General features: G+C 68.3%; 10 protein-coding genes. 5 read left to right on the top strand and 5 right to left on the bottom strand.

Annotated features, from left to right (window positions below; translation table 11 throughout):
- Positions 1-108 precede the first annotated feature (108 nt).
- A complete protein-coding gene (locus ACFQ9R_RS31720) occupies positions 109-465 on the bottom strand; it encodes an STAS domain-containing protein (RefSeq protein WP_378995992.1) in 357 nt (118 codons plus the stop codon).
- A gap of 322 nt (positions 466-787) precedes the next feature.
- Here ACFQ9R_RS31720 and ACFQ9R_RS31715 point away from each other — a divergent pair, with 322 nt between their 5' ends.
- On the top strand, positions 788-1,168 hold the full coding sequence (locus ACFQ9R_RS31715; RefSeq protein WP_378995990.1) for an ATP-binding protein: 381 nt from the start codon (positions 788-790) through the stop codon (positions 1,166-1,168).
- 72 nt (positions 1,169-1,240) lie between these two features.
- Here ACFQ9R_RS31715 and ACFQ9R_RS31710 read toward each other — a convergent pair whose 3' ends face one another.
- Positions 1,241-2,185: a helix-turn-helix domain-containing protein gene (locus ACFQ9R_RS31710; RefSeq protein WP_378995986.1), complete on the bottom strand. Its 945-nt coding sequence runs from the start codon at positions 2,183-2,185 to the stop codon at positions 1,241-1,243.
- A 349-nt stretch (positions 2,186-2,534) separates the two neighbouring features.
- Here ACFQ9R_RS31710 and ACFQ9R_RS31705 point away from each other — a divergent pair, with 349 nt between their 5' ends.
- A complete protein-coding gene (locus tag ACFQ9R_RS31705) occupies positions 2,535-2,969 on the top strand; it encodes an STAS domain-containing protein (protein WP_378995984.1) in 435 nt (144 codons plus the stop codon).
- Between the two features lie 38 nt (positions 2,970-3,007).
- On the opposite strand, the gene ACFQ9R_RS31700 is transcribed toward ACFQ9R_RS31705, so the two are convergent.
- Complete coding sequence (locus ACFQ9R_RS31700) at positions 3,008-3,883, bottom strand: hypothetical protein (RefSeq protein ID WP_378995982.1); 876 nt, start codon at positions 3,881-3,883, stop codon at positions 3,008-3,010.
- Entirely contained in the window at positions 3,880-4,230 is a 351-nt protein-coding gene (locus ACFQ9R_RS31695) for a hypothetical protein (RefSeq protein WP_378995979.1), read from the bottom strand. The genes ACFQ9R_RS31700 and ACFQ9R_RS31695 overlap by 4 nt, the downstream gene beginning before the upstream one ends.
- Before the next feature lie 23 nt (positions 4,231-4,253).
- Between ACFQ9R_RS31695 and ACFQ9R_RS31690 the strand changes: the two genes are divergently transcribed.
- The 3 genes from ACFQ9R_RS31690 (at position 4,254) to ACFQ9R_RS31680 (ending at position 10,865) form a co-directional block, all read left to right on the top strand.
- Positions 4,254-7,832 (top strand): CHAT domain-containing protein, encoded by a 3,579-nt coding sequence (locus ACFQ9R_RS31690; RefSeq protein WP_378995977.1) that lies wholly within the window; start codon positions 4,254-4,256, stop codon positions 7,830-7,832.
- A gap of 697 nt (positions 7,833-8,529) precedes the next feature.
- On the top strand, positions 8,530-9,597 hold the full coding sequence (locus ACFQ9R_RS31685) for a polyprenyl synthetase family protein (RefSeq protein WP_378995975.1): 1,068 nt from the start codon (positions 8,530-8,532) through the stop codon (positions 9,595-9,597).
- Positions 9,594-10,865, top strand: coding sequence for a hypothetical protein (locus tag ACFQ9R_RS31680; protein WP_378995973.1), 1,272 nt, complete (start codon positions 9,594-9,596; stop codon positions 10,863-10,865). The genes ACFQ9R_RS31685 and ACFQ9R_RS31680 overlap by 4 nt, the downstream gene beginning before the upstream one ends.
- A 150-nt stretch (positions 10,866-11,015) precedes the next feature.
- On the opposite strand, the gene ACFQ9R_RS31675 is transcribed toward ACFQ9R_RS31680, so the two are convergent.
- A complete protein-coding gene (locus tag ACFQ9R_RS31675; protein ID WP_378995970.1) occupies positions 11,016-11,639 on the bottom strand; it encodes a TetR/AcrR family transcriptional regulator in 624 nt (207 codons plus the stop codon).
- Between the last annotated feature and the right edge of the window lie 55 nt (positions 11,640-11,694).

Below are 11,694 nucleotides of genomic sequence, written 5' to 3'. Positions count from 1 at the left end.
CCCGCCGGGGTTTTTACGAGTTCTGTTCTGGGCTGCTCTAGCTGATTTGTTTTTTTTGTGGGGGGGGGGGGGCGCCCCCCCGGCCCGCCGCCCCCCGCGACTGCGGACCTAGTGCGCGTTCGGCTCCGCGGCGATTGCCGCCTCCAGGGTGGCGTAGACAGCGAGCAGCTTGTCCAGTCCGGTCAATTCGATCGGTCGAGCCACCTCATGGGAGGCGACCACGCGCAGCTGGTAGGGCGCTGCCTTGGACACGACCAGCAACGCGCTGAGTCCGGCCGAGCCGAGGAAGCCGACCTGGGTCATATCGACCACCAGTGTCTTGCCGCCCTGCTGTGCCTTCTCCAGCGCCGCCTGCAACTGGGGCGCCGAGGCCATGTCGACTTCACCGCGCACGGAGAGGATTTCGAAGTCGTCTTGTGCTCGTGTCTGCACGTCGAGGTCGCGGAAGCCGCCTTCTACACTCACCGAAGGTCTCCTCGGTTGCGATTCGCCACTTTTCTACCTCTTGCCTCTAGCTTCGCCGGGTCGGCGAATGTGCGAGCGATTCTTGCTCGAGCAACCTACCCCATCCGCTCGGGCCGCAAACCGTTGCGCCGCACCGGGGTACCCTGGCTCGGACGTATCCGCAGGGCCGCCGCGAGAGGGTTTTGTCACGCCCGGACGTGGCATATCCGGATACTGCAGGGGTACTGCCAATGGCGCGGGTGTTCTCTCGCGGATTCGTTGGACGTCGAGATGGAGAGGGAGGCATCAGGTGACGACGCACCCGTCTCGGCAGGACAGCGCCGTGAAACCGTTCGAGATCGATTTCTCGGCAGAGGCCGCGCGGTTGGCCGAAGTGCGCCACGCGCTACAGGCCTGGCTGGCCGAGGTACTGGTCGACCCGAACCAGGCGTACGACATAGTGCTCGCCGTCGGTGAGGCGTGTACCAACGCCGTCGAGCACGGTCACCGTGGCGACGGCGGCACAGTACGCGTCACTGCGGCGCTCACCGAGACTCACGTCCATACCGTCGTGACCGACGAAGGACGCTGGTCGACCCCTGATCCAGACATCGATCGGTCACGTGGGCGCGGGATGGGCATCATGCGCGCTCTCAGCAGTGCATTCGAGGTCAGCACATCGGCGGCAGGCACGGTGGTGGACATGCGGTTCGCTCGGGCGTGAGACGGCCCTGACCCCTCGGTCGCGCCGGCGCGGCGGGCTCGGACCCGCGTTCGCGACGCGATACGGCAGCGCTCATTCGCGCAGGGTCTGGCTCGGTGGCCGACCGTAGCGCCGGCGGTAGGCCGTGGCGAAGCGGCCCGGATGGGGGAAGCCCCATCGGTAGGCGATGGTCGCGACAGTCTGACCGTCACCGGGCAGCGCGGAGCCGAGTTGCTCGTGCGCCGCGGCAAGGCGCAGTCGCTGCAGGTACTCGAGCGGTGTTGTGTCCAGATGGCGGCGAAAGGCGAGCTGCAAGGCGCGAGGCGTGACAAAGGTTGCCGCCGCGACGTCGCTGATCGCGATCTTGTCACTCAGATGCGACTCCAGGTAGGCGATGGCACGGCGCACGGTGTGCGGGTGAGCATCGTGACGATCGGTGGCGGTGGGCTCGTGCTCGGCGGTCGTCGGCATGGTGGCCAGCACAGTCGCGGCGAGATAGTCCGAGGCCGTCGTGACGGTGAGCGGGCTGCTCGCTGCATCGGGGTCCGCGGCGATCTGCTGCAGGTGGATGATCACCCGCCGCAGCCGCTGTCCGGCCGCCACAGTGACAGGTCGGTGCCCGTCTACGCGCACGCGGTCTCCACCCGCGGCGGTGGCCATACGGTTCAGGATCGCAGGGTCGAACATGGTGATGTCGTATCGGCTGGTTCGGATGACCCCCGAGTAGGGCAGGTCGTGGGGGGTGAGCAGACCGGTCTGCCCGGGCGTGAAGGTGTCGGTACCGCTACCGTGATAGTTCTCCTCGATCCGACCGCTGTGCACGGTGACCAGGCAGACCCGGCCGAGCGGGTCGGCATCGTAGGCCATGTCGAAACCCATCTCGAGCTGGTCGAAGTTGATCGAACCGAGCACCTCGCGACGAATCCTGGAACGCACCTGGTGCGGGCCGTGGTTGCCGATCTGCACCCGGGTGTAGGCGTTGTTGAGAAACTCCTCGGTCGCGGCGAGGTCGTCGCTCTCGAAATTCAGACTCTGCACGACGCTCCCTCCGTGGACACGCGATGAAGGGCACGCCGGTGTAGGCGGGCGCCGGACGACCGCGCCCGTATGGTTTCCCGGCCCCATTTTACCGGCTCGGTAACTGGCGACGCACCCGTTGTCTGGCCCTCGGCGCACCGCGTGTCGTCCCTGCGGCGCCCGGCCGCTGAGACGAAATGCGAAGGCCGATCACCGCGAATCAGGACCGATAGCGAACAACTGGGCGCCAGGGCAGCGACGGGGCAAGGCTGTTGCCGGGCCGCGTGCTGGAATAGGATTGCCGGCCCGATCTTGAGCACACAGGACAGTTGGCAGCGCACTGCTCTCCGGTGCTGAAGAATTGAGTCCGTTGAACAATCGTCCCGACGAAACCCGCTCGCCCGCAGCCGGCGACCCGGCTGCCGATCTCTGCCGCCGCTTGGGTGCCGTCGCGGAATCCGCAGGACAGGTCATCGTGCTGCATGCTCGTGGGGAGATCGACGCCTACACCCTTCCGCGCTGGCGGGGCCTGCTCGAGTCGGCTGTCCCCGCGTCCGCCGGTGGTGGTCATCTCGTCGTCGATCTGGCCGAGATCACGTTCCTGTCGGTCCGTGCCATCATGGTCGTCGCCGACCTGGCGCAGCAGCTGGACCGCCGCGGCATCGGGATGCATCTCGCCGGCGGGCTGGCCCCCACGAGCATCGCGCGCGTGATCGACCTCGCCGGGATGACCGAGTGGATTTCGATCCACCGGGACCTCGCCACGGCTCTGGCCGCTACGGCCGGTCCGCGCTCCGGCGGCTGACGCCGGCCGGTCGGATCGCGCGAGAAATGGCCACACAGCTACCCGGGCTGTTTCCGCAGCACCTCGGTCAGTTGCTCGCCGATCGCCGGTGTCAACCTGCCCGTCAGTTCGAACCCGAGCTGGTTGGCGACGTCTCGGGCGTACAGGTCGATCGAGGCTTCCACGAGGTCCGCGTAGACCCCCACCGCACGGCGGATCCGACGGCGCGACACCAGCAATGCCCACACTCCCGGCACGAGCGCCGGCCACCAGTACACACCGACTGCCAGATAGGCCAAGCCCCACACCGGGGTGCGGGCGGCGGAGCCACACCGTTCCTGGACCGTCGTCACCTCGGTGCGCGCCGCGTCGGGCAGCACCAGCCACAATCGCGGCCACGTCGTGGTCAGGTCGAGTCCCGTGCCGCGGCTGACGCGCTCGTCCACGCTCCGCAGTCGGTCGCCTGCCCACGTGGGGCATGCCGGTTCGATCTCGGCGATCGCGTTGCGCCGCAGCACAGCTCGCTGCGCAGTGCTCTTGGCCCGGCGGTCCGATCGGTCGGCCAGCACCGCCTTGACCGCGGCGTCCGCCTTGGCCGTCGCACGCCGCCAACGGCGGTGGCGCAGCGCGACGAACGGTCTGCCTGCACCGGTGCCGGTGGCTGCCCACGCGGCGATCACGATGCCGCCGAGCGCGGTAACCGCCAACCCCACCATCGCGGTCGCGGCGAGGAACGCCGCAGCGGCCCACACCAGCGCGGGACCGGTCGACACCGTCGTCACCCGGGTCCACAACAGCTTGAAGTCGAGTGCGTGCGAGGGCCCGAGCGTGACCGCCACGACCACCACAGCGACGAACACCGCGGCGGGCAGTGCGAGCGCGGCAGCCCAGCGGGTAGCAAGGTTCTTGCCGAGCTCGGTGAGGAACGCGTTCACAGCTCGATCCTGCGCAACGGTTGCCCGGTGAGCTCGCACCGCGCACCTTCGTCGATCCTCGCCCTGGTGCACGCACTCGTCGGGCACACCCATGCCGTGACGACGATGTCGCGCGGTCCCTTCCACGGCTCGAAGCCGCGGTGCGCCCGCGTCAGGTTGTCGATGCCGTGTTGGGCGAAGGCACTGTCGAGCAGGTCGAGGTCAGCTTCGGACACCTCGCCCTGCTGTGCCGCCGTGACGATTCTGGCCAGTACGTCCGCGACGCCGTAGCGGGAAGCGCGTTCGGCCAGCGCCGCTCCGGCCTGCTCGCAGAGAACCTCGACTCGGGGACCGCTCGGTGATGTCATGCCGAATTCGAACCTCCTGCTTGGTGATTCGGATCACGCTACCGTGGACCGAACGGGATCGGGGGCTGCGCGTGTACGACGACATTCGGTTGGTGGTCGAGAACTTCGCCGACACCGGTGACATCGGCGCACTGCTGGCCGCGGGCCTGCCGCCACCGCAGCAGTGCCCCGCGAATCTGTTGCCGCACCTGGCCCGAGCGCACTGGCACCGGTTCCAGGCGCAGAGCGGGTTCGCCGGGCTGGTCGACCGGGAGATCGCGGCCGCCATCGCGGGCACATCAGGTGATCTCGCGGTCGCGAGCGTCGTCGCCATGCCGCAATACCGGGCGTTGAACCAGGCACGCGAGCAGTTCCAGGTCTACCGGGACCGCGACTCGCTGGTGCTGTTCGCGAACGCCTGTACGACGGTGATGAACGCACTGGACGACGAGCGGATGAAAGCCGCGCTCACCGCCGATCACGCCACATTGCTGCTCCTGCTCGACGAGCACGACGGTTCCGATACCTACCGCGAGACCGTCGTCAACGGGCTGAACTGGACGATCGCGCACACACCTCGCGACGATCCGCAACGCGCCCGCAGGCTGGTCGATCGCGCCCGAGCGCAGGACATCGCGGGCCTGTCGCCGGGCAAGATCGTCGCCGACTACCGGGCCGCGGCCCAACTGGCGTTGCGGGAACGCCCGGTGTGGCGCGACGTCGTGCTCGAGCTCGCCCAGTACGAGTTCGATCTCTACACCGACGGTGCCGCGCCCATCCACCTGGCCGGTGCGCTGGTCGCATGTCGTGATCTCGCCGACGCGTTGAAGCGCGACTACGGCGACACAGCGCGGGTGCCCGCGCTCGCGCAGCTCGAGCAAGAGGCGAGCAGGGAGATCGGTTCCGATATCGCGCGATTCCTGATGACCTGCCATCGCGATCCGCGCGCTCTGCAGGCGCAGTACGACCTGGTCGCGAGCCTGCGGCGGCAGCCGGTCACCGGCGATGTGCTGGTGCGGCGACGTGACCAGGCGTGGGTGCTGGCCGTCGGACTGCCGCTGGACCACGCCGAGCGGCCTGCCGCGCTGCTGGATCTCTACTACGCGCACAACGACCTCTGGGATATCGGCGGCGACACCGAGGCGATCACGCTCGCTTACGACGCGGTGACCGAAGCGCTGCTCGCCACCACACCGAGCCACGCGCTGCGGGCGCAGCTGCTGAAAGCGCTCGCCCACTGCGCGAGCACCGTCGCGACGGCGAGCGGCTCTCGCGACGAAGCGAAGCTGGCGGTCGACGCCGCCCGCGCCGCGCTGAACTTACCGGCCGCCGACGATGACCAGCGCGCACTCCGGCTCTCCGCACTCGCGTCCGCGCTGATCACGCAATGCCGAGTCGGCTCCAGCCCCGGGGCGGGCCGCGAGGCTGTCACCGTCGCGGAGCAGGCCCTCGCGCTGACCCCACCCGATGACCCGAACCTCCCGCTGCGCTGGTCGTCCCTGTCCAGGGCGGCCGAGGAGGTGGCCGAGGCCGGTGATCACGCCATGTTCACCACAGCTGTCGACGCGGCGGCATCGGCGGTGTCCACCATGGCGACAGACGATGTGCGCCGGGTCGGCATGCTCTACAACTATGCCGGTGCCGTGCAGGCCCGGGCGGTCAGCACCGATGTCACGCATGCGGAACCGTTTCAGGAGGCCGAGCGCGCCTACCGGGCCGCGCTCGCGCTCGTGGGTCCCGATCACCCCGACGTGCCGCGCATCGAGAGCACCATCGCCGACGTGTTGTATCACCGGTACCGGCAGTGCGGTGATCTCGGCGCGCTGGAGGACTCGCTCGCGCTCGCGGAGAAAGCCGTCGGTCAGACCCCTGGAGACCACCATTGGTGGCCGTTGCGTGCGTTCGCGCTCGCGCGCTCGGCCCGTGCGCTCGCCACCTTCGGCGGGCCGGGAGCCGACCGGTTGCGCGAGCTCGCGATCACCTATTACCGGTCAGTTTCCGGCCACCCGGCCACCAGCACGCAGCATCGGATGATCTGCGAACAGGCCCAGGCCGCGATGTTCGCCGAGGCGAACCCGGCAACATGGCTGGACGCGCAGGAACGGGTGATCACCGCCATCCCCGCCACGGTCAGCCGAGCGTTGTCCTGGGTCCGCAGGGTGGAGGCGGCGCGGCAGCTGCACGGCCTCGCCGACCGAGTGGTGGATGCCGGTGTGCGGTCGGGCCAGCTCGACCGAGCTCTGGAACTGGTCGAACGGTGCCGCGGCGTGCTGTTCGGCGACGCGTGGGGTATCCGGCGCGGCTGGGCACGACTCGGCGAGACGCAACCGTCGCTGGCCGAGGAGCTCAGCGAGGTCGAGCGCGAGCTGGCTGGGGCCGACGGATACGCCGACCTGACGTTTCACATCGAAGTGGAGTTCAACGGCCGGATCTCCTCCCGGGACTGGGACCCGCGACCACAGGCCGTCGAACAGATCCGGCAGCTCTCGATGCGGCGGGACCGGCTGCTCGCGCGAGCGCGCACGGTGCCGGGGTTCGAGGATCTGCTGGTGCCGCCGAATCTCGAAGTCCTGCGCACGCGCACGGCCGGGCACACCGTGGTGATCGTCAGCGCTCAGGGCAGCGCGCTCGTGGTTCCCGCCGACTGTCGGGAGCCCGTCGAGGCTGTGTCGCTGCCGCAGATCACCGAGACCACCGCCCGCGCCCAGGTCCGGCGGTTGCGAGCAGCACTGGCCGATGTGAAGGACCCGGCGTGCTCGTTCGACCGGCGTGAGCAGGCCCAGCTGGAGGTGCACGCGGTGCTGGAATGGCTGTGGACCACCACGGCCCGGCCGGTGCTGGAGAAGGTCACGACGTCGCGGCTGTGGTGGTGCCCGATCGGAATCATGGCCCAGTTGCCCTTGCACGCGGCGGGCAGACATCGCGAGGACGCGGGGCAGACTGTGTTCGACCGTGCGGTCTCCTCGTACACACCGTCGCTGACCGCGCTCGCCGACACGTTGAGCACACCCCGGCCGCGCCATGCCCGTCACACCGCGCTCATCGTCGGTGTCGGCGAGCGTAACGGCGTCTCGGTGCTGCCGAGCGCCCGTGCCGAGGCCGAGGCGGTGGCGGGACTGCTGCCCGGCTCTACTGTGCTCATCGACGCCGCCGCCGACTTCGATGCCATCAAGCAGGGGCTGCACGAGCACGCGATCGCCCATTTCGCCTGCCACGGCCGGGCGGTCAGCTCGGCAAAGCATCCCGACCAGGGGGGACTGGTGCTCAGCGACGGGATGTTCGTGCCCTCGTTCGTGCACGACCTGCGCACCACGCGGGCACAGCTGGCGTTCCTGTCCGCCTGCGACACCGCGAGCCCGGACCCGGCTCTGCTCGACGAGCCGCTGAACTTGGCGTCGGCCTTCCACCTCGCGGGCTTCCGCGGTGTCATCGGCACGCTGTGGCACACCGCGGACAGCTCCCAGACCGCCGAGGGGGTCTACGCGGTGCTCACCGCGCACGGCACCCGGGCGCCCGACACAGCCGAGGCGGCCACCGCGCTCGCCGAGACGTTGCGCACCATGCGCGACGCCTATCCGGCCGTGCCGACCAGGTGGGCCGCACACGTCCATGTCGGTGACTGAGCTACCCGCAGTGGTGCGACACCTCGATGATCTCGGTGACTCGATCGACCGACGGCGGCGAAACCCAGGGAAGCCGACTCGCGCGGGGAGCGTGCTGAATCGTCGGCACCGTCCCGCGCATCCTCGCCGTTGACCCCTGACCGCGGCCGGTGCGACCCGGACCGGATAAGTCACTGTGGCACAACGCTATTCGCGTCAGCATCCAAGGGTCCGCGTGGGTGTGGGACGTCGAGGGTGCCCTCTGGAACGAGGACTCGGTTCGGTCATGGCCGGGAAACTGGGCGGGAACCCACAATATCGGAGATCGGCGCCGTGGAGTCTCACGAAGCGCCGAATCTACTGTGCAGCAACGTGATCCACGCCGTAGAATTGCCGGCAGAGCGACGTCGCTCCCTTCGACGACCGATCGCCGGACAATGGCGTTTTCGTGAACGGTCCGAGTGCAGGTGTTTGCCGACCGTACCCACATCGTCCCGGTCCCGTCGAGGTGACCGTCCACGGATCGTGAGGTCCGAACCTCACTGTTTCAGCGCAATACCAGCTCACCGTATGCCTACGTGCCACGACGCTACCTATCTGTCTGTCGCTGCGGCAGAACAGTAGCTGTGGCAGGACGGCTCCGTCTGAATCGTGTCAGCCCCAGTGAACCATCAGGGGATCTCACCGCCACATGGCCGCACCAAAGGAATTCAGCGTTATGGATAATCCCGCGCTACCCGAAGTCCGCCGTAACGACGCTCGTCCGGCAGGTAACCCGCAGCACCAGGGCGAACCGGTCGCGTTGATGCTCAGACATCCGAGTGGGACTCAGCACGAACTTCTCACGCTGGTCAACGCGCGCCTGTACGAAATCCTCATCAGCGGTGGGGATTTCGACGACATCGGCAGGCACGTCCTCGCCGCTCCGGGCAAGCGTGTGCGCGCACGTCTGGTTCTCGCGAGTGCAGGCCTGCTTGCGCCCGCCGGGTCCGAACCCAGTCGCGCCGCCCTCGATCTGGCCTGCGCGATGGAGATGCTGCACGAGTCCTCGCTGGTGCACGACGATATCTGTGACGGCTCGTTGCTACGCCGCGGCGCGACGTCGGTGCCCGCCGCATTCGGCGTGCGCATCGCGGCCCGAGCGGGGTTCCACATGGCAGGTGCCGCAGTGCAGGTGATCGCCGAGGTGCTTGCCGACAACCCGGGAATGTCTGCTTGCCTGGGGGAGGTGCCCGGTGTGACGTATTCCGACGGGCTGTCGGACCTGTCCTTCGGTCAGCTCATCGAGATGCTGCCGCCCGCGGTCGATGCCACCGCGCTGCGCCGCCATTACCGACTCGTCGCCGGCGCCAAGACCGGCACCTTGTTCCGATTGTCGTGCTCCTACGGCGGCACCGCGGGCGGTGCCGATCACGATCGCCTGCGAGCGCTGATGACATACGCCGACGAGCTCGCACTCGCGTTCCAGATCATGGACGATGTCCGCGACGTCGAGGGCGGTCCCGGACTGGGCAAGGACGCAGGGGGTGACCTGGAACGACGGGTTCCGACCTGGCCGGTGATCGAATGGCTCGACATGCGCGCCGGCGCGCGGGAGATGTGGCTGTCCGCGGACACCCCGAGCACGATCCTGCAGAGCGACCTGATCGACAGCGGGGCCACCGACGCCGCGCGGGCGGTTGCCCTCGACGCCACACAGAAGGCGAGCGCCGCACTGGACATCTTCCCGCCATCGCCTGCTCGCGACGACCTCCATGCACTGCTACAGGAAGTGATCACCCGATGAGGCAGACCAGAATCGGATCACTCGCCCATGGATTTCGACACCTGCGCCGCGCACCGGACCTGGCCGCGTTACGGGCCGCCTCCTCACCGGAGGAGCTGGCCCGGCTGGCACTGATCCCAGCCGGTCGTAACCTGGGTATCGCGGTGAGCTTCTTGCCCACCCACCTGCAGGCAGAGGCCACCGCCGCCCTGCTGGCCTGCCGAGTTCTGGACGCCTTCGAGGATCTCAGCGATCACGCGATCGCGAGCTGGTCCGTTCTGGACGCTGCGGACTACCTCACCGGCAACAGCGACACCAAGCCTGCTGCATTGCCTTCGGTCAGCACCGAAGCCCGCGACAGCGAAGCGGTCGACCGGCTCCTGGCCGAGCGTATCGGCGACATCCGAGCTCTGCTCGGAGCGCTGTCGCCGGCCGGGCGCAAGCGTGTCGGCGCGGTGGTCATCGATGTCGCGGTGGTGATGGCCCGCAATATCGACTCGCCGCTGTCGCGGGTCGCCTACAGCGAAGGTGTGCTCGGCCGGGTCACCTATTACGCGTGTGAACTCGCCTCCGAAGCCGTTGTGCCCGAGGCGGATCTGCGCGAACTGGCCGGCTGTCTCGCCATCATCGCTCAGTCTGCCAATGACCTGCGTGACAACGAGCTGCAGATCTACGGCGTCGCCGACCGCGAGGAACTGAAGCGGAAGGTCATGCTCCAGCTCCTCGTGCCGGCACTGGGCGGTTTCGCCCTCCTGGCCAGGCTCGGTCCCGCCACCCCGAGTTTCGGTGCGCGGGTGGCGATGGCGCACATGACCATCACCACGACGGCTTTCCTGTGCGGGGCCGTCGACGCGCCCCCGCCCTTTCGGCGCAAGGTCGGCGCCGCGCTGCTTGCGGCGTCCTCGTCGAGGCGCTGGACCACGATGCTGGATCGGGTGCGGCGAAGTGTCGACGTGGCGGTCCACCGAATGCTCGACGTCTCACCGGAGTTCACCGACGCGACGAACACAGCGACCGAGGCGCTGGTTGTGGGCGACCCGCTGTCGATGCCGACTTCGCTGGTGCCACTGATCGTCGACACCACCTTCGCTATGGTGCAGACCCTGCCCGAAGGTGTCCTGACCGGCGAGCTCACCGACGCCGAGGTGCGCACCATGTTGATCGCCGACCACCTGGCTTTCAGCGCGATGGAACGGGTGCCACCGCACGACCCCGCAGCGCTCCAGGCCCTCGCCACCCAACTCCAACTCGGCGCGCTCGATACCAGCGTGGGCGGGCACAACCGGTAGACCAGCGCACCCGCCACGCGCGCCCGGGGTCGGGCAGTACCGCACGGAAGGAAGTGATTCACCGGCGTCGGCGCCGCCCACTCGGCCAGAAACGACTGTCGTTGCCGACCGTGCGGTGCGGTCGAACTACTGATTCGGCTGCACCGACTGTCAGGGTGCTCGGTTCACCACGGCCAGTGCGAGTTCGGTGCAGAGGGCGGCTACTTCGGTGGTCGGCCGACGGGGGTCGCCCAGCCAGGTCGCCACCAGCTGGTTGATCCCGCCGACGACGAAAAGTGCTTCCTGGCGCCGGATCTCCGGATTCGCGGGAGCGTCGAGGAATTCCGCGCTGTACTGCATCACGAGGTCGGTGACGATCCCGACGGCACGGGAGCGCAACTCTTCGAGCCCTGCCACGCTGTGGGTATCGCTGGTCATGATGCGGTGGATGCTGGGGTCGTCGGCGATCGTGTCGAGATAGGTCGTCAGTGCCCGCAGGAGTTTGCGTTTCAAGGTGCCCGGCTCGGCCTGGCTCGCGTCGACGAGGGTGGTGAACAGCTCCTGTTGCACCTGCTCGGCGACGGCGAGGACCAGTGCGTCTCGGGTGGCGAATTGTTCGTAGAAGTAGCGCGGGGTCAACCCCGACGCGGCGCACACGCGGCGCACGGTGACTTCGCTCGGGCCGGCCTCGCCCCAGATCTGGCGACCTGCGGCGAGGAGTTTGTCGCGGCGTTCGTCACGTCGAGTCGCCGCGCTGATTCCACGGTAGGACCGGACCACCTCTGCACGCGCCATTGACAGGACTTTAGCAGTCGACCTATTTTGGATATCAGTCGTTATCCACAATGGA

The organism is Nocardia sp. NPDC056541, from assembly GCF_042794235.1.
GTDB lineage: Bacteria > Actinomycetota > Actinomycetes > Mycobacteriales > Mycobacteriaceae > Nocardia.
The sequence above is the reverse complement of the archived record's forward strand: the minus strand, read 5'-3'. Positions and strand labels throughout refer to the sequence as shown.

What these genes read in the sequence shown, in the direction of transcription:
- ACFQ9R_RS31695 (WP_378995979.1), bottom strand. Translation starts at nt 4,230, where the DNA reads ATGACATCACCGAGCGGTCCCCGAGTCGAGGTTCTCTGCGAGCAGGCC.
- ACFQ9R_RS31685 (WP_378995975.1), top strand. Translation starts at nt 8,530, where the DNA reads ATGGATAATCCCGCGCTACCCGAAGTCCGCCGTAACGACGCTCGTCCG.
- ACFQ9R_RS31680 (WP_378995973.1), top strand. Translation starts at nt 9,594, where the DNA reads ATGAGGCAGACCAGAATCGGATCACTCGCCCATGGATTTCGACACCTG.
- ACFQ9R_RS31675 (WP_378995970.1), bottom strand. Translation starts at nt 11,639, where the DNA reads ATGGCGCGTGCAGAGGTGGTCCGGTCCTACCGTGGAATCAGCGCGGCG.